The following is a 17,507-nucleotide window of genomic DNA, read 5'->3' on the forward strand; positions in this document are numbered from 1 at the left end:
CCGAGCGGGTGCCATTCCCCGGAATCTCGGTCTACGCCGCGAGCAAGGGCGCCATCGTGGGCCTCACCAAGGGGCTGGCCCGCGAGCTCGCACCAAAGGGAATCACCATTCAACAATGTGCAGCCGGGCCCGGTCGACACCGACGCCAACTCCGCGGACGGCCCTGCTGCGCCGCTCAGCTCAACGCGATGGCGCTCGACCGGTTCGGTGACGCCGGCGAAATCGGCGCGTTCGTATCGTTCCTTGCCGGCCCGGACGGTGGCTTCTTCACCGGCGCCAGCCTGAGCATCGACGGCGCCTGCACCTCGTAGTCGATCGGCTCCGAACGACGGGCCTGTCTGCTCCCGGTCAGGGCCGCCGTGAGACGCGGATCGCGATCACCTCAGGCACCGCGCTGCCGCCCCGCTCGATGAGCCGATCCAGTCGCGTCTCCGGATGCAGAAACGCAGCCAGGAGAGCTTCCAGCGAAAGATGATGCACACCGACCCGGTGCCGGACCGCATTGCCGGTGTGCGGCGTCCGCGCCTGCCAGCCGACCGTCTTGTACCCGGAGTGCAGGCGGACGCCGTCGGACATCCGTTCGACGAACGGGCTGACGAAGCACGGGTGAATCCCCACGTAGACCAGTGCTCCCCCCGGCTCCAGCACCCGCACCGCCTCCGCGACCAGCCGATCGAAGCCGTCCAGGTCGGTGTGCGTGAACATCGAGAACACCAGCGACACCGAGCCACTCCGGAGCGGAAGCGCGCGAGCATCGGCACGGCCAACCGGCAGGCGGCCACGAGCCAGCCGAAGTTGATCGGCGCTGTAGTCCAACCCGACTACGCCAAAGCTACGATCCCGCATGAACTCGGCGTGCACGCCGGTCCCGCAGCCGATGTCCACGGCTAGCCCCGGACCGGACGGCAGCAATTCCCCCAAGGCAGCCCTCGCCACCGCCATGATCTCGGCCCCGGACGTCTGCGCCCAGCCGTCATACCAATCGGCATGACCGTCGTAGCGGGCCGTGACCTGCATGTCCCGAACGGTACCCCGCTTGTTGATCAGCTGCGTTCGGGACGAACCGCGTTGCCGAGCACCGGCCCGAGATCGACACTGAGCCGATGACCGCGCTGTTGAACTTCGAGCAGCTCATCGCTGAGGGCAACGCTGCACCCGTGGTGGGTTGGGATTTCTCCTGGCTCGAGGGCCGGGCCACCGAAGAGCGCCCCTCGTGGGGCTACCTCCGTTCCATGTCGGAGCGGATGGCGCGTGCTCGCGCAGCCCTCGACGTTCAGACCGGTGGCGGGGAAGTCCTCGCACAGGTCCCACACCCCCCGCCGCTGCTGGCCGCAACCGAGTCGTGGCCACCGAACCTCGGGGTCGCCCGCGAAAACCTCCGGCCGCTGGAGGCATTCGTCGTACAGGCCGCCGATCACGGGACGCTCCCATTCCAGGCGCAGACGTTCGACCTGGTCGTAAGCAGACACCCCACCACCGTGGCCTGGCCCGAGATCGCCCGAGTGCTCCAGCCAGGCGGCACGTATTTCGCCCAGCACGTGGGCGCCGGATCGAACCAGGAACTGATCGACTTCATGATGGGCACCCAGCCCGTCAGCCAAAACCGCAGCCCTTCCCGTACAGCTGGGGGAGCGGAGGCGGCCGGTCTCGTTGTGGACGACCTGCGAACCCAGGCCCTCCGCTGCGAGTTCCACGACGTCGGTGCCGTCGTGTACTTCCTCCGCAAGGTCCTCTGGACCGTCCCCGGCTTCACTGCCGAGAGCTACCACGACGAGCTCGCCCGACTCCACGACCACATTCAGTCCGACGGCCCGTTCGTCGCGTACAGCCAGCGAGTTCTCATCGAGGCGCACAAGCCGAACTGACCACCCATACGACGTGTCGGGGCCCGACCACCGGATCCATGATCACCATTTCGGGGTCACGAACCGTGCCACACCCTGCTCCAGGTACCCAATCGATGATCAAGCTCCGGCATCCGGCCGCGCCGACCATGGCCCGCCAATCCCGCCGACCCGCCCACCCATGATCACCATTTCGGGACCACCGACCGCACCACACCCTGCCGCGGGGCCCGAGCTGACGATCAACCCCCAGGATCCAGCCCGACAAGGCAGGCCAGCCGCCACGCCGGAACCAGCAACCGCATCACACCGCGGATCCGGGCTCCGGCCGGGATCAACCTCCCGAGACAGGCCGCTCTCGCCCGAAGCTTCCACGCAGCCGCCAGGCAGTCCCGTTCATGATCACCATCTTGGGCCCATCAGCCCCGCCACACCCTGCCCCCGGTCCCGAACCGATGATCAGGCTCCGGGATCCGGCTGCGCTGACCGTGGCCCGCCAGTACCGTCGGCCCGCCCGCCCCATGATCACCATTTCGGGACCACCAACCGCGCCACACCCTGCCGCGGGGCCCAAACCGACGATCCAGCGTCAAGTCGCAGCAACGCCCGGCGCCCCCGCACGACCGCCCGACCCGCCCGCCCATGATCACCATTTCGGGACCACGAACCGCGCCCCGCCCTGCTGTGGGGCCCGAACTGACGATCAACCTCCGGGGTTCGACACGACGACGGCTCGGGTGCACAGCCCCTGAACGCACAGCAGCGGTCCGCCCCAGGGCAGACCGCTGCAAGCTTTCGACTGTCTCGCTCAGCCGGTGTAGGAACCGGCGGGGGTGCTGACGGGAACAGCCTTGGGGTCGGGGCCGTAGGCGTTGCTGCTGCGCTGGCCTTCGAGCGCGAAGAACACGATGAGCACGATGGCACCGATCAGCGGGATCAGCCCGATGAGCAGCCACCACGCGCTACGGCCGGTGTCGTGGAGCCGGCGGGCGCCGACGGCCAAGGTCGGGATGATGACCGCCACCGAGTAGATCGTGTGGAGCCACCCGGTCGTGGACAGCCCCGGCCCCACGAACACGACCTCGTCCACCAGGCCGAGGACGAGCCCGACGATCACACTCACCAGCGTGAACATCCAGTACTCGGTCCGCCGAGCGCGACCGTTGAAGTCCGCGTACTGGCGCAGGACCTTCGCGTACCACTGCATGCCAACTACCCCCACAGATGAGTTCACGTCGCCTTGAATCACTCGCGCTGATCACACGGAGGGGGTCCGACCTTCGTTCTATGACCTCGGTCACCCGGGGGGGCCGGGCCGTGGGCCGGCGGGCGCACCCGGATCACGTGACGTGGGGCAGCATCTCCTGCTCGAAGGACCTCCGGCCGGATTCATCGAATCGGCGGCACAGTTCCTGCACCTCGTCCTTCAGCAGGACGATCTGCGAATACCCCGCGATACGTCCGTCGACGATGATCGGCGACACGGTCACCAGGATCGTCGTCTTGCCGTAGGGGCGCGCGACGTATCGAACCGGCTCCGTCCGGCCCCCCTCGAAGAGCGCGAGCATCGCATCGAAGCGCGGATTCGTGATCGGCCGGCGATGCCTGTCACGGACATCGCGTCCGAGGTACTCCGGTTCCCGATCGAGGTTCTGCTCGGCCCATCTGTTGTAGTACAGAACGTTGCCTGCAGGGTCGAGGATCGTGACGCCGACGCCTGCCCACTCGAGTATCTCGTCGGAGAGCAGACTCAGATTCCATCCATGCAATGTCCGGTCGCTCGCCGGCGTTTCGCGGTGATTTCTGCCATTCTTGGCCACCCCTGGGACGCTAGATCGATATGGAGACGACCGGGGCGGGATTCAGGATCGGTGAATCAGGCCTTGCGTGCGGGCCTGGACGGCTAGGGCTGTCACGCGCGGGGGCCGCAGAAACGGCCGTCGACAGTGCTGACCGTGCTCGCCAGAGTGGTCGCGATCGAGCGGAACGCGGCGACGACGGTTCGCCGATCCGACGCGCGGCTGGCCAGCACAGTCTGCTCGACGGGCGCATCGCGGATCGGGACGAAGGCCACTCCCGGCCAGCTGTAGAAGCGACGGAAGCTCTGCACCGAGGAACCGACCCCCCGCGCGAGGGCTGCGCTGAGGAGGACGTCGTGCGGGGTGAACGTGACGTCCTCCGACCGCCGCACCGGGTCGCCGTTCCGCTCTCGTCCGAAGTACATGAAGTCGGCGAACTCGCGCGGGCTGTCCACAGGGATGTCCACGTACCGGAGATCGAGGACCTCCTCGAGCGACACCGACGCTGCGGCGGCGAGCTCGCTCCGCCGGGAGGTCACCAGGATCCGCGACTCCGTGGTCATCACGTCCGAGACGATCCGGTCGTCGACCGGCGCCGGTCGCACGAAGGCGACGTCCACCCGACGTTCGACGAGGGCGCTGATGTGTTCCTGGAAGGAGAGGGGAACGAGGCGAACGGTGACGCCCGGCTTGGCGCGGACGAACGTCGCGATCGTGGCCGGTGTCAGCTCGGCGGAGCCGTGACCCATGACGCCGACCCGCAGAACCTCGTCGTCGGCCGGGGCGTCGGCCACCTGCAGTGCACTCCGCTCAGCTTCCAGGAGGGTTCGAGCGCAGGTCATCAGTCGTCGTCCGGAGTCGGTGAGCTCGAGCGGCGAGCGCTCCAGCAGTCGCGCACCGACCTCACGCTCGAGTGCTTTGACATGAGCGGTGACAGCGGGCGGAGAGAGGAACAGCCTCTGCGCAGCCCTGACGAAACTGCCCTCCTCCACGACGGCGACGAAGGACCTCAGCTGCCGCAGCTCCATATCGCGCCCGCCTCGCCTCTGCGTGTCCGATGCACTTTCCGCAGTGAAGCAACACTGACATCCGCTCTCAAGCGATGTGCGTGCGAGCGTTCCGTCGAAAGACGGGCCTACGGCAAGCGCCGTCCCGTCGGAGCAGCGTGGCCTGACTGCCCGGATTGCCCCTCTTCTGCGAGGCTCGTCGCATGGACGTGCCGCACCCCCGTGACGGCGCGATCGTTCTACGGCCCTGGGCCCCCTCGGACGCGGAGTGGTACGCGAGCTGCGCCAGAGACGTCGAGATCCAGCGGTTCACAACCGATGCCTCGAACCTGACCGCGGCGGACGTCGTGGCGGCGATCAGCGCGCTCTCGACGAACCCACAGCATGAGGGGTTCCTGATCTCGGATGCGCGCACCGGGGCCCGCCTCGGCAACATCACCCTCGACCACGTGGATCGGACAGGTGAGATCTCGTACTGGGTGGCCGCCGAGGTGCGGGGCCGAGGCATCGCACGTCGAGCCATCACGCTCCTGACGCGCTGGGCCTTCGCCCACCTGGATCTCCAGGTGATGCGCCTGTGGACCCACGCCGACAACGCCCCGTCCCGAGTAGCCGCTGAGCACGCAGGGTTCGTCCGCGATCCGTCGGGCGACCAGCTGCGCGAGGTCAAGGGCGAGATGTGGCCGACCGTCGCCTACGAATTGCGTCGAGGCAGAGCCGAGAGCCACGACTCATCGTCGACGGGGTGATGCCGGCGGTGCGGATCACGCCGCTGCGCGCAAGCGCACCGTGGCGGCTTCGGCGGGGGGCTGTTGCTGCTGGCGGCCACGACCGGCCAGCTTCGCCAGCGTGCGCAGCGTGCGGCGCGGCAGCTCCAGCATGTCGACCACAGCCCGGTAACGCCAGCCGGGCACGGACAAGGTGCGGCCCCGGGCGAGATCGGCCAGGCACTCGTCCACCACGGCCTCGGGCTCCAGCCACATCGCCGAGGCGCCCTCCGGCACCGGGTGCTTGCCGGTGCGCATCCGACCCGCGCACAGCGCGATCATGCCCACGCCGGTGCCGGCGAGCGACGCCGAGACGGTGTCGGTGAACGTCAGCACCCACGCCTTCGTCGCTGCGTACGCGTTTCCCGGTCCGGCGAGGTAGCCGGCGAAGCTCGCCACGTTGACGACACCACCGCGACCACGCTCGATCATCCCCGGCAGGGCGGCCCGGGTCAGACGCATCACCGCCGTGACGTTCGTGTCGATCTCGGCCTGCAGATCCCACATGTCGGCGACCGCGAACTGGCCCTCACCCTCGACGCCCGCGTTGTTCACCAGCAGATCCACCGGCCGGCTGCGATCAGCGAGCCGATGCTGCACCGCGGCCAAGCCCCGCTCGTCGCTGAGGTCGGCGACCACGACCTCGACCGCCACTCCGCACCGCCGTGCCGACGCCGAGACGCGCTCCAACCCCATCCGGTCACGAGCCACGAGAACGAGGTCATGGCCGTCGCGGGCGAGTCGAGCGGCGAACACGGCACCAAGACCGCGGCTGGCTCCGGTGACGAGTGCAGTAGGCATGTCCCGGACGCTACGGATCATCTGCTGAAGGAACGCTGAGTTGCTGAAGGGACGCTGAGTTCCTGAATACACGCTGAGACGGAGCCGCGCAGACCGCGTGATGCTCCCATATCAGACATCCTGCCGAAGACGTGACGGTAAGGCGTCGGCCGGGTACGCGCCGCGGAACATCAGCACCCACGAAAGCGTGCAGTATCGCCGCCTGATTGGTGACCACGCACTAGTCTCAGAAGCTTCATACGAGCCTGTTCTGAGAATTGATCAGCGCGCCGCGAGGACGTTTCTCAGGGCGAAGGGTGTGGCGCGATGCGGAAGGCGATCGTCGTGGTGGCCCTCGTCGTGCTGCTCGCCGGGTGCACGTCCTCGAACAACAGCGCAGGCTCCGCCACCGCCCCAGGTACGTCGATCGACCCGGTCAAGGCCGACGCCGTCGTGAAGGTCGTGCGCGACATGATGGCGACCGAGCACCTGAGGGCGGTGCTCGTCCGCGTCACGATCGACGGCCAGGACCTCATCACGCAGGCCTTCGGCGAATCGATGACCGGTGTTCCCGCCACCACCGACATGCACTTTCGCAACGGCGCTGTGGCGATCTCCTACATGTCAACGCTGCTGCTGCAACTCGTCGACGAGAAAAAGGTCAGCCTGGACGACAAGGTGTCGACGTGGTTGCCCGACATCCCGCACACCGACCGGGTCACCCTCGGCCAGCTCGCCCAGATGACATCGGGGTACGTCGATTTCGTGCAGGAACCTGCGTTCATCGCGGCGACCTACGCCCAGCCCTTCAAACAGTGGACGCCGGAGGAGCAACTCGCCTTCGCGGTTTCGAAGCCGCTGATGTACGAGCCCGGAACGAACTCGAACTACGCGCACACCAACTACGTCATCCTCGGATTGGCGCTGGAGAAGATCACCGGACAAGACCTGACGACGGCCTTGCGGGAGAAGACCCTCGCTCCACTCGGGCTCGACAACACCACGGACCCGGGCACGGCGGCCATCACGGAACCCGTGCTGCATGCCTTCAGTTCCGAACGCCGCCAGGCCCTGCAGATCCCGGCCGGAGTCCCGTTCTACGAGGAGTCGACCTACTGGAACCCGTCGTGGACGCTCGCTCGGGGCGCCATCCAGACCACGAACCTCCACGACCTCAGCGTGACCGCGGCAGCCATCAACTCCGGGCAGCTGCTCTCGCCCGAGTCCTACGCCAAGATGGTGTCCACAGAACTGCGAGGAAGAACGACGGCGATTGCCGGTTGCGCCGCGTGCTTCGACCAGAACATCGCCTACACCTACGGTCTGGGCGTCGTCATCAGTGGCAACTGGCTCCTGCAGGACCCACTGTTCTCGGGCGAGTCCGCGGTCGAGGCGTATCTGCCCTCGCAGAAGATCGCCATCGCTGTCGCGGTCACCTACCAGCCCGAGGCATTCGATCCCACCACCGGCGCGTATTCGAACGTCGCCGACAAACTCTGGCGACAGATCGCCGCCCAGGTTGCGCCGTCCGATCCTCCGCCGACCAAGTAGCCGGATCGTCGCCTACTGCTCCGACTCCCCCGACTCCGTCTGCTCAGGCGTCGACGATCCGGGCGTCGACCGCTCGGGCTTCGACGGCGGGGGCGTGGGCCGGGCGGGTGTCGACCGCTCGGGCGCCGACTGCTCAGGCGTCGTCTGTTCAGGAGGCGACGACTCGGATGTCGAGGGCGCGGGCTTCGACGGCGCGGTCGTCGGCCGGTCGGGCTTCGACGGCACGAGGGTCGGCTTCTCCGGCTTCGACGGAACAGGCTTCGGCGGCTCAAGGGGCCGCGCAGGCTTCGGCGGCTCCGGCTTCGCCGGCCGGCCATCAGGAAGGTCCGTTCGTTCGGGCGGTCGCGGCGCGCGGAGTGAGCGGTCGGGCTCGTCTGCACGGGTGAGCCGATCCGGCCGGTCGGCGCCACAGTCGCGGCGCCGCGCTCCGCCGAGGTCGCCCGCTGCACACTCAGGCCGCGCCGGCGGTTCCTTAAGGCGTTGTGGACGCCTCCACGTATCGACCGTTCGCAACGTGCAGTCGAGTGCCCGGTAAGCCAATTTATCGTTCTTCGCCGCAAATACTCGAAGCTCCATCAGCAGTGACCGTGCGATACGCTCGTTGTTTCGGTGCAGCGCCTCGACCCATACCTTGAAGTTCGGCGCGTTCGCATACTCGGAATTCAGGTCCGTGAAGCACGAGCCCAATGCTGCCGAGAGGCGTGGATCGTCGAGATCACCTGGGTCGATGGTCGGAACAGGCCGCAGCGATGCAGCGGCAGGTGCCGCCGGTTGCGGCAGCCATGATTCTGACGCAGCCATGGACAAGCCGGTGACACTTCCCAGGACAATGGCGGTCACAACGGCGGCGCCTAGGATTTTCTGTGCTGCCGCACGGCGCCGTTCGTTCATCACACCCCCAGCGACCGCCCGACTGCCGAATCAGCAAATCAAGCGACCAGGGTCCACCCAAGTTCCCGGCATGACAACGCCGCGCGACCCTCATCCGCATAATCATCACAATGTTGGCCTGACCAGCCGCAGAAATTGCGCTGTTCACTCGATCCGCGGGCTCCGTACGGACCACGTGGCTTGGAACAAGATCTCCGGGCAGACCGCAGATCAACTCGCCCGACCCGTCAGGCGAGGCGGTATCGACCCGACGCCACAGCTCGTCGAACCGCTGCAGCCGCCTGCCTCTCGTCGAGGTCGCTGGTGTCGAGAACGTGGTTCTCGAGCTCGTCGAGCACGGCGAACTGCTCGTAGAGGCCCGTGATCGCGCCGACGTCCTTCAGTTCGTCGTGGGCGCGCCCCCTTGCGCGGGTCAGGGTGACCTCCAGGGTCGGACGCAGGACCACGTACGACATCTGCAGGTGGTCACGTTCCGCGGCGGCTCGGAACGGAGCCAGGAACCACGGGCCCACGATGCCGTCCACCACCACCTCGTACCCACCTCGCGCGAAAGCGGTGACGGCAGCCAGGATCGCGTCGATGACGACCTCGTTCTGGCGCGCCGATTCAGGTAGGTACGGCAACACGAACCCGGTGCGGATGGCGCGATAGAACGAGTCCGTCACCAGGTGGACCGACGGCCGCGCCGCGCCACCGGCAACCAGAGCGGCCACGCTCGTCTTCCCGGCACCGGGCGGCCCGGTCAGGATGATCACTTCACCGCTCACGGCAGGCGACGCTAACCACGAGATCGGTGGCGGAACAGTCTTTTCTCCCCTCCGTGGTGACGATCAGAGGGAGCGGTTCAGACGGCCGTTAGTGCTCGAGAGCTCGCCCACGTCGCCACCTGCGCCGGCATCCCGGCTCACACCGATCGACGCAACGGTGGGCCGCGACTCAGAGGGCGTCTTCGTAGGTCTTCAGGGTGATGACGAACAGGGCTCGTTCGGCGTCGGTGAGGGGTTCGAGGGCCAGACGCCAGGCGCGGGCGCTGCGGGCCAGCCAGGCGTCGATGGCGGCGCGGTGGTCGTCGGCGAGGGAGACGATGGCGCGGCGGCGGTCGGCGGGGTCTTCGCGGCGGTCGAGGATGCCTTTGCGGGTGAGCTCGCCGACCATCAGGCTGACGGTCGCGGGGGTGACCTCGAGACATTCGGCCAGGTCGTTGACGCCGATGAATATTGTGCAACGGCGCCCCGCGCGACTCGTCCACGCCGGCCTCCGCCAACAACTCGACGACACGCTGACAGCAGTCGACACCTACCTGGCCGGCAACGGGCAACTCCCCGAGTCGGCCGACGAACTCCAGCGGTACTGCCTCTCCTTCTGCGGCGCGCTGCACGCCCACCACGCCCGCGAGGACAGCGTCTTCCCCCGGCTGGCTGCCGACTTCCCCGAACTCAAGCCCGCGCTCGACCTTCTCGCCCGCGAACACGAAGCCGTTGCCGCGCTCAACGTGCAGATCACCGAGACGCTGGACCTGCTGACCACAGCACCTTCGCGCGAGGTCGCCGTGCACCTGCGCGATGACCTTCACCGGCTGGCCGGGGACCTGGACGAGCACTACGCCTACGAGGAAGCCCATCTCGGCCCGGCCCTCGACGCCGCCTGACGCCCGTCTCGGGCGGTCACCGGTTGGTCTGGTTCAAGGGGCAGTCGAAGCACCTGGGCCGCACTACCCCGGCCCGATGTTGCTGCTCGTCGAGCCAGACGGCGTGGCGGGCGGCAGCGATTCTCGTCCACGCCCCGTTGCGCGCCGTCGAGTCGGCCCATCCGATGATCACGGCGATCCCGGCCAGCACAGCCAGCCCGGCGACCACCACCGTGATCAACACGGTCCGCTGCTGTCTGGCACCGGCGCGCTCCGGCCCCCGACAGCGGCCCGGAAGGCCGCATCTCCGGCGGTGAGATCGGTTCGCGCGGTCTCCTTCGCGATCAGCACGCACAGCACCGTGACCGCGAGGACGACCACCGCGTACACAGACACCACAACCGAGCTGTCGTAGCTGCTCAACAAGGCCGTCGCGATGATCGGAGCCAGTGCACCTCCCACGACACCGGCGAGCTGGTACCCCATCGAGGCGCCGCTGTAGCGCACCTGCGTCGGAAACATCTCGGCGATGAAGGACGCCTGCGGGCCGTACATCGCAGCATGCAGCACCAATGCCACGACGGCGGCGACGACGATCAGCGGGAAGCTCCCGGTGTCCAACAGCGCGAAGAACGCGAACGACCAGATCGCGGCACCGATCGCCCCCGCGAGGTAGACCGGCCGCCGACCGATCCGGTCGGACAGCGAGCCGAAGAACGGAATGAACACCACCTGGCACGCCGCGGCGATGAGCACGGCGTTGAGGGCGTAGCTCTGGGGCAGCTCCAAGTAGGTCACGACGTAGGTGGTGATGAACAGGACGAACAGATAGAACGCCACGTCCACCCCGAGACGTGCCCCCACGGCCAGCAGCACCTGCCGCGGATAGCGCTGCAGCACGTCGACGATCGGCGCCTTCGCCTTGACCTGCTTCGTCTCGACCTCCTGGAACAGCGGGCTCTCCGCGACGGACAACCTGATCCAGAGACCGACGAGCACCAGGAGACCACTGAGCAGGAACGGGACGCGCCAGCCCCAGGACAGGAATGCGTCGTCCCCGGTGACTCCGCCCATCAACGACAGCACGCCGTTGGCGAGCAGCAGACCGATCGGCACCCCGACCTGCGGCCAGCTCGCGTTGAGCCCCCGCTTGCGGGCGTCGCCGGACTCGAGAGTCATCAGGACGGCTCCGCCCCACTCCCCGCCGAGCCCCAGTCCTTGTAGGAAGCGCAGGGCCACGAGCAGCACCGGGGCCCAGACGCCGATCGTCGCGTAGGTCGGCATCAGGCCGATCGCGAACGTCGCGACGCCCATCAGCAGCAGCGTGGCAACGAGGACGTTCTTCCGCCCCACCTTGTCGCCGTAGTGCCCGAAGACGATGCCGCCCAGCGGGCGGGCGATGAATCCGACGGCGTAGGTGGCGAAGGCCAGCAGGGTGCCGACGAGCGGCTCGAAGCTGGGGAAGAACAGCTGGTTGAACACGAGCGCCGCGGCCGTGCCGTAGATGAAGAAGTCGTACCACTCGAGTGACGTGCCCACGAGGCTCGCAACGACGACCCGGCGGACTGAGGACGGTTGCAGAGCAGCTCGTTCCACGGACGCAGCTGACATCGGTTCTCCTCGGCCTTCGATGAGGGGTGAGACGCCAGTCACAGTAAACATTGTTCAACAATCTAACAAGAGGGATGTTCACTCATCGCACGAAGCCCGGGGTAGGGTGAGGCCAACCGAAGGAAGGTGGCCCCGTGACCACGGCCGATCCGGTCGATGCCGTGATGGCGCTCCCAGCTCTGCCGAAGCGCGTGAGCACCGCAGAGCAGGCCGCCGAGACGCTCCGGCGGCAGATCGCCGACGGGAAGCTGCCGCCGGGCACCAAGCTGCGGGAAGAAGCCGTGGCCGCGGCCCTGGAGATCTCCCGCAACACGGTTCGCGAGGCGTTCCGGCTGCTCGCCCACCAGCGATTGGTCGAGCACGCTCTCCACCGCGGCGTGTACGTGCGCACCGTTACCGCCGCCGATGTGCGCGACATCTACGAGACCCGCCGTCTCATCCAGCCGCTCGGGATCGACGCCGCTCTCCGCGACAGCAACGTTCGCGACGCACTCACCGCACGCGTCGCGACCGCCACCGAGGCCGCGGAGCGCGAGGACTGGGGCGCGGTCGGCACGGCCGACATCGACTTCCACCGCGCCCTGGTCGAGGCGTGCGGCAGCACCCACATCACCGCGATGTTCGAGCACGTGCTGGCCGAACTGAGGCTGGCATTCCTCCTCATGCCCGACCACCAGGACCTGCACCAGCCCTACATCGAGGGCAACCGCCGCATCGCCACCCTGCTCGACGCGGGGGACCGGGAGGGCGCACTCGCGGAACTACGGGCCTACCTCGACGCCGCCGAGGCCCAACTGCTCGGGGTGATCATCGAGGCTCCGGGCGAGGCCGACTGACGAGCATCGCGCGGACCACCCTGCTTTGAGGTGGACGCCGGCGGCTCGGCGGAGGTGGCGGTAGGCGCGCCGCACCGGCTGTCGATCACCGTGCTGACGGTCGACGTGCCGGCCGTACACCTGCTCGTCACCGATCCCGGGAAGACCGACGGCGAACGCGCACCCGGCTACTGACCGTCGTGGTTCCTCAGCAACGTTTGTGCGATCACTCCGCGATCCTTCATAGTGGTCGGCGTCACCCGCGATGATCTCCACGCAGGTCAGAGCCGGTGCAACCCAGCGATCTCCAGTGATGCACGAACACCCGGTGAGCGTCCGGGAATGCGCGGGCATACCCGGGACGAACCCCGCCACGTCGGGATTCACCCGATCAGCGGCCAACCTGACCGGCCCGTACTGTTCGGAGCAACCTCGGCGCCCAGTTTTATCCGGTTTCAACGGGTTCTGATTATCCACGATCTGTCCGATTTTATCCGGTTTTGCCGGGTTCGGCTGCGCTATCCAGGCGAGATCACGAGTTCATGAGAAACGGGTTGCGGTTGGGCTCCGATGTACCTGATGCGACCCCACTCACCGGGGTCCTGAATCGGACCTCGCTCCCCGAGGTACGAAACGCTAGGAAAGGAACGACATGGCTAACTTTGGCTGGAGCCCCTCCAAGGGATGCAAGGACGCCCCGAAGGGCCACGACCACGGCCATGACCACGGCCACGGTCACGACGACCACGACCACCGCCCCGTGAGCTGGCACCACAAGCACAGCAGCCACCACCGTCACGACGGGGGCAAGAACCACTCCGGCGGCCACTGCCGCTGAGCTTCTTGATTACACGCGGCCCCACCCGCCACGCGCGGGTGGGGCCGCGTGACGGAGGGGGTCTTTCATGTCAGCCGTATCGGCCGATGCCATTTCCGCTGGCACGGCGCCCGAGACCGGACCGGCGGACGACGCCGGTGCCGGAGGCGGAACGTCGCTGGTCGAGCAGGCCCCCCGACTAAAGGTCCGGTCCATCTTCCGCAGGTTCTGGCCCGAGACCCGCCCGTTCCGCGGGCGCATGGTGCTGAGCCTGCTGCTGTCCGCGATCGGTCCGGCGCTGGCAACCGTCAGTGTCTGGCTGTTCAAAATCCTCGTCGACGACGTGCTGACCCCGCACGACTACCGGCTGTTCCCGGCGGTGGCCGCCGCGTATCTGGGCATCACCCTGCTCGAGGGACTGCTGAACTTCACCGACCAGTACATGTCGGTGTGGGTGGGCGAGCGTTTCGTCCTCAACCTACGGGTTCGACTCTTCGCACATATCCAACGACTATCTCTGGGATACTTCGAGAGAAACCAGCTCGGCGACATCCTGTCCCGCCTGACAGGCGATGTCGGCGCGATCGAGTCGCTCGTCCTGACCGGCGTGAACGTGGCGCTGAGCTACACGTTCCAGATCGCATTCTTCACGGCCGCCATGTTCTATTTGAACTGGCAGCTGGCGTTGGCCGCATTCGTCGCCGCGCCGGGCTTCCTGTTGTTGGCACGAGGCTTCTCGCGGCGCATCAAGGACGCCTCACGGGAGCGTCGGCGTCGCTCGGGTTCGATCACGGCGGTGGCCGAGGAGTCCCTGGGCAACGTCGCGCTGGTTCAGGCCTACGACCGTGAAGAGCACGAGGTGGACCGGTTCCAAGAGGAGAACCTGGGCAGCTTCCGGGCTCAGATGACCGCCACCAGGCTCGAAGCGCTGTTCTCCCCGTTCAGCAGCCTGCTCGAGACGATCGGTGTGCTGCTGGTCGTCGGCATCGCGGTGTGGGAACTGGCCAACAACCGGATCACTCTGGGTGGTCTGCTGGTCTTCGTCGCCTACCTCACGCAGCTCTACGGACCCATCAGCGGCTTCGGCAATCTGTGGAACTCGCTCTACTCGGCGAGCGCCAGCGCCGAGCGCATCATCGAGGTCCTCGACGAGGAGCCCGGCGTCGTCGAGCCCGAGGACCCCCGCCCATTGACCCGCGCCTCTGGCGAGGTCCGTTTCGAGGACGTCGAGTTCAGCTACCCGGGCACCGACAAGGCGGTGCTGCGCGGGATCAGCTACAAAGTCCCGCCCGGCGCCAAGGTCGCGATCGTCGGGGCGAGCGGCGCGGGCAAGACCACGCTGACCAAGCTGATGCTGCGTTTCTACGACCCCGCCAACGGCCGGATCACGCTGGACGGGCGCGATCTGAGGGACCTGTCGCTGAGTGATCTGCGGCGCAACGTCACAGCGGTGCTGCAAGAGACACTCGTGTTCGACGGCACCGTGGCCGACAACATCCGCTATGGCAAAGCCGACGCCACCGACCAGGAGATCACCGCCGCTGCCGTCGCCGCGGACGCTCACGGGTTCATCTCGGCGTTGCCCGATGGCTACGACACCCGGATCGGGCAGCGTGGCCGGATGCTCTCGGGTGGCCAGCGCCAGCGCCTCGCGATCGCCCGAGCGATGATCCGCAACTCACCGGTGCTGCTGCTCGACGAACCGACCACCGGTCTGGACGCCGAATCGACGCAGCGGGTGCTCGAACCGATGCGCAGGCTGATGAGCGGCCGAACGACGATCGTCATCTCGCACAACCTGCTCACCGTCACCGACGCCGACCAGATCCTGTTCCTCGATGGCGGCGTGATCACCGGTATGGGCACCCATCAGCAACTCCTCGGCCGCCACCCCGGCTACACACGGCTCTACCAGCTGCACCACCCCGACCAGCCCGGCCGGCCCGAGGCTCCGATCGCTGCAGGCGCGTCGCCGGGCCGGGCGCCGGTCGGCCCCCCGGCGAACGCTCCCACCACCAGCTTTCCTGTTGCCCGGCCGCGATGGGCTGCCGCGGACAGCACGTCGGCGACCACACGGTTCGCCCGCATCCTCCCGGGCCGGCCTGTCAAGGCGCTCGGCCGGGACTACCCGCCCCCCGCTGCGCCATCCCGTACATCCGGCACACCCGCAGGTCGCGACGCGACAGCGACCACCGGCAGGCTTCCGGTCGTGCCCTCCGCAGGCTGGAGCAACGGTGCTCGTCCCACGACAGGACGGCATCGCGCCGCGGCCGAGAACACACCGCCGCGGCCCGCTCCGGCGCCCAGGGTCCGAGCCGACCACCGTCCGCAATCCACGTTCGACCCGCTGCCCACACCGCAGCCACGCACGCTTCCTCCGCAGCCCGCGGTGCTCCGCTCACAAACCGAGTACCGGCAGCCGCCGGCGCCGGCGCAGCGCGATCGCTCCGACGCCTCCTACCCGGGACGCCCTGTCACACCGCCGTCGCCGCGCCACCGCCACGAACCAGGCCCGACGAACGGCCAGCATCGCGGACACACCGGTGAGACGCCGGTGCCACGCCACGGCGAGGTCGCGCACACGGGACTGAGGAGATGACGCCCGCTCGCTCGCGGGAATAGACCCTCGCACTTCGGGGCTGTCTGCCGACGTGACGACAATTGGACTGATCGGCGCCGGCTTGATCGGCGGGACCGTGGCACGGCTGGCTGTCGCCGGTGGCTACGACGTGGTGCTGAGCAATTCGCGCGGGCCGGAGACGCTCAAGGAACTGGTCGACGAGCTGGGGCCGCAGGCCCGGGCCGCCACACCGGCCGAGGCGGCCGAGGCCGGCGACGTGGTCGTCGTGACCATCCCGTTGAAGGCCTACCAGAGCGTGCCTGTCGAACCGCTCGCCGGAAAGCCCGTGATCGACACCAACAACTACTACCCCGAGCGCGACGGGCAGATCCCGGAGCTGGACAACGGCTCCACCACCAGCAGCGAGCTGCTCCAGAAACACCTCCCGACCGCCAAGGTCGTCAAGGGCTTCAACAACATCTTCTTCAGGCACCTCCAGGCCCTGCCGCGTCCGGCCGGCTCGCCCGAGCGCAGCGCACTCGCGATCACGGGCGACGACGCGCAGGCGAAGGCCGCAGTGACGACGTTCTTCGACGGGATCGGTTACGACACGGTGGATGCCGGCCCGCTCGCCGAGGGCTGGCGCTTCCAGCCCGGCACCCCGGCGTACGGCCCGATCTATGCCGGTGGGAACCCGAACTTCATGGAGTCACCGGGCGAGCCCGGGAACGCCGACGCCGTCCGACGCGCGCTGGCGGCCGCAGAGCGTTAGGCCGACCAGGTTGTTCGCAACAGAGCGGTGACCGACCCGGGCCGGACGTGGTCCCGGTCGGTCACCGCTCTGCCGCCCGTGGCCACCGAGTTGAATTCTCCGCTCAGCTGCGTAGCGTAGACCTGAGTTGTGTAACAAAACTCAGGAGGCTGCCGTGCCCATGCTCGACGTCTACGTGCCCGAGGGCGCGCTGCGACCTGACGCCGAAGCGGCCCTTCTCGGCCGGCTCACCGACATCCTGATCACGCACGAGGGGTTCGACCCCACGGACCCGGTGACTCGCGCGGTCTCCTGGGCCTTCCTGCATCGGCCGGTCGCCGTTCATGTCGGGGGCCTGCCGGCAGAGGAACCTCGATACAAGATCGTCGTCACGGTCCCTGAGGGACAGCTCGACCGATCCGCCCGGGAGTCGGTGGTCGCCGAGGTGACCGAGGCCGTCCTCGATGCCGAAGAGGGCGCCCGACCCCGAGATGCCACCCGCGTCTGGGTCTTTCCGACCGAGATCCCGGACGGCTACTGGGGAGGTCGCGGTCGCATCACACCGCTGTCGGACATCCTCCAGCGCCTGACCGGCGGCGACCTCGACCAGGCGCGCGAGTTGGCCGCGCAGCGCATCGCCGCGAGCCGGACCGAGCGCGCAGCGCCCCCGCCGCGCTGACTCAGGCG

Annotated in this window: 20 protein-coding genes and 1 pseudogene; 11 read left to right on the plus strand and 10 right to left on the minus strand. The window is 67.9% G+C overall.

All coding sequences use genetic code 11. The annotated features are described in order from the left end of the window. The first annotated feature begins 8 nt into the window (after positions 1 to 8). A complete protein-coding gene (locus tag ABD743_RS38335) occupies positions 9 to 311 on the plus strand; it encodes an SDR family oxidoreductase (RefSeq protein WP_344728588.1) in 303 nt (100 codons plus the stop codon). Between the two features lie 37 nt (positions 312 to 348). Here the strand turns inward: ABD743_RS38335 and ABD743_RS38340 are convergent, their stop codons facing one another. Beyond that, entirely contained in the window at positions 349 to 1,017 is a 669-nt protein-coding gene (locus ABD743_RS38340; RefSeq protein WP_344728590.1) for a class I SAM-dependent methyltransferase, read from the minus strand. Between the two features lie 86 nt (positions 1,018 to 1,103). Between ABD743_RS38340 and ABD743_RS38345 the strand changes: the two genes are divergently transcribed. Beyond that, positions 1,104 to 1,865 (plus strand): class I SAM-dependent methyltransferase, encoded by a 762-nt coding sequence (locus ABD743_RS38345; protein ID WP_344728592.1) that lies wholly within the window; start codon positions 1,104 to 1,106, stop codon positions 1,863 to 1,865. A 787-nt stretch (positions 1,866 to 2,652) separates the two neighbouring features. On the opposite strand, the gene ABD743_RS38350 is transcribed toward ABD743_RS38345, so the two are convergent. The 3 genes from ABD743_RS38350 to ABD743_RS38360 form a co-directional block, all read right to left on the minus strand. Beyond that, on the minus strand, positions 2,653 to 3,051 hold the full coding sequence (locus ABD743_RS38350; RefSeq protein ID WP_344728594.1) for a DUF805 domain-containing protein: 399 nt from the start codon (positions 3,049 to 3,051) through the stop codon (positions 2,653 to 2,655). Positions 3,052 to 3,184: 133 nt separating this feature from the next. After that, on the minus strand, positions 3,185 to 3,613 hold the full coding sequence (locus ABD743_RS38355) for a PAS domain-containing protein (RefSeq protein ID WP_344728596.1): 429 nt from the start codon (positions 3,611 to 3,613) through the stop codon (positions 3,185 to 3,187). Positions 3,614 to 3,756: 143 nt separating this feature from the next. Beyond that, entirely contained in the window at positions 3,757 to 4,671 is a 915-nt protein-coding gene (locus ABD743_RS38360; RefSeq protein WP_344728598.1) for a LysR family transcriptional regulator, read from the minus strand. A gap of 182 nt (positions 4,672 to 4,853) precedes the next feature. Here ABD743_RS38360 and ABD743_RS38365 point away from each other — a divergent pair, with 182 nt between their 5' ends. Further along, positions 4,854 to 5,399 carry a GNAT family N-acetyltransferase gene (locus ABD743_RS38365; protein WP_344728600.1) on the plus strand — a complete coding sequence of 182 codons (546 nt, stop codon included), beginning with the start codon at positions 4,854 to 4,856 and terminating at the stop codon, positions 5,397 to 5,399. Between the two features lie 15 nt (positions 5,400 to 5,414). Here ABD743_RS38365 and ABD743_RS38370 read toward each other — a convergent pair whose 3' ends face one another. After that, positions 5,415 to 6,218, minus strand: a complete 804-nt coding sequence (locus tag ABD743_RS38370) for an SDR family NAD(P)-dependent oxidoreductase (RefSeq protein WP_344728602.1) — start codon at positions 6,216 to 6,218, stop codon at positions 5,415 to 5,417. A gap of 306 nt (positions 6,219 to 6,524) precedes the next feature. Here ABD743_RS38370 and ABD743_RS38375 point away from each other — a divergent pair, with 306 nt between their 5' ends. Continuing rightward, entirely contained in the window at positions 6,525 to 7,748 is a 1,224-nt protein-coding gene (locus tag ABD743_RS38375; RefSeq protein ID WP_344728604.1) for a serine hydrolase domain-containing protein, read from the plus strand. A 12-nt stretch (positions 7,749 to 7,760) separates the two neighbouring features. Here ABD743_RS38375 and ABD743_RS38380 read toward each other — a convergent pair whose 3' ends face one another. The 3 genes and pseudogenes from ABD743_RS38380 to ABD743_RS38390 form a co-directional block, all read right to left on the minus strand. Continuing rightward, positions 7,761 to 8,588: a hypothetical protein gene (locus tag ABD743_RS38380; protein WP_344728606.1), complete on the minus strand. Its 828-nt coding sequence runs from the start codon at positions 8,586 to 8,588 to the stop codon at positions 7,761 to 7,763. Positions 8,589 to 8,866: 278 nt separating this feature from the next. Beyond that, positions 8,867 to 9,406: an AAA family ATPase gene (locus ABD743_RS38385; protein ID WP_344728608.1), complete on the minus strand. Its 540-nt coding sequence runs from the start codon at positions 9,404 to 9,406 to the stop codon at positions 8,867 to 8,869. Between the two features lie 169 nt (positions 9,407 to 9,575). Further along, positions 9,576 to 9,845: pseudogene (locus ABD743_RS38390) on the minus strand (MarR family winged helix-turn-helix transcriptional regulator); the annotation flags it as partial. Between the two features lie 4 nt (positions 9,846 to 9,849). Here ABD743_RS38390 and ABD743_RS38395 point away from each other — a divergent pair. After that, entirely contained in the window at positions 9,850 to 10,287 is a 438-nt protein-coding gene (locus ABD743_RS38395; protein ID WP_379659086.1) for a hemerythrin domain-containing protein, read from the plus strand. Between the two features lie 16 nt (positions 10,288 to 10,303). Here the strand turns inward: ABD743_RS38395 and ABD743_RS38400 are convergent, their stop codons facing one another. Together ABD743_RS38400 and ABD743_RS38405 are read right to left on the minus strand one after the other, a co-directional pair. Further along, a complete protein-coding gene (locus ABD743_RS38400; RefSeq protein WP_344728612.1) occupies positions 10,304 to 10,510 on the minus strand; it encodes a hypothetical protein in 207 nt (68 codons plus the stop codon). Further along, on the minus strand, positions 10,504 to 11,877 hold the full coding sequence (locus tag ABD743_RS38405) for an MFS transporter (RefSeq protein ID WP_344728614.1): 1,374 nt from the start codon (positions 11,875 to 11,877) through the stop codon (positions 10,504 to 10,506). Before ABD743_RS38405 ends, ABD743_RS38400 begins: the two co-directional genes overlap by 7 nt. 134 nt (positions 11,878 to 12,011) lie before the next feature. Between ABD743_RS38405 and ABD743_RS38410 the strand changes: the two genes are divergently transcribed. From ABD743_RS38410 to ABD743_RS38435, 6 genes are all read left to right on the plus strand, one after another. Next, a complete protein-coding gene (locus tag ABD743_RS38410; RefSeq protein ID WP_344728616.1) occupies positions 12,012 to 12,713 on the plus strand; it encodes a GntR family transcriptional regulator in 702 nt (233 codons plus the stop codon). A gap of 30 nt (positions 12,714 to 12,743) precedes the next feature. Further along, on the plus strand, positions 12,744 to 12,887 hold the full coding sequence (locus ABD743_RS38415) for a hypothetical protein (RefSeq protein WP_344728618.1): 144 nt from the start codon (positions 12,744 to 12,746) through the stop codon (positions 12,885 to 12,887). A gap of 457 nt (positions 12,888 to 13,344) precedes the next feature. Then, a complete protein-coding gene (locus ABD743_RS38420; protein ID WP_344728620.1) occupies positions 13,345 to 13,530 on the plus strand; it encodes a hypothetical protein in 186 nt (61 codons plus the stop codon). Between the two features lie 67 nt (positions 13,531 to 13,597). Beyond that, a complete protein-coding gene (locus tag ABD743_RS38425; RefSeq protein WP_344728622.1) occupies positions 13,598 to 16,108 on the plus strand; it encodes an ABC transporter ATP-binding protein in 2,511 nt (836 codons plus the stop codon). Positions 16,109 to 16,148: 40 nt separating this feature from the next. Further along, positions 16,149 to 16,841, plus strand: a complete 693-nt coding sequence (locus ABD743_RS38430) for an NADPH-dependent F420 reductase (protein WP_344728679.1) — start codon at positions 16,149 to 16,151, stop codon at positions 16,839 to 16,841. Positions 16,842 to 16,995: 154 nt separating this feature from the next. After that, entirely contained in the window at positions 16,996 to 17,499 is a 504-nt protein-coding gene (locus ABD743_RS38435) for a hypothetical protein (RefSeq protein ID WP_344728624.1), read from the plus strand. Positions 17,500 to 17,507 lie beyond the last annotated feature (8 nt).

This window comes from Pseudonocardia yunnanensis (assembly GCF_039534065.1).
GTDB classification, from domain to species: domain Bacteria; phylum Actinomycetota; class Actinomycetes; order Mycobacteriales; family Pseudonocardiaceae; genus Pseudonocardia; species Pseudonocardia yunnanensis.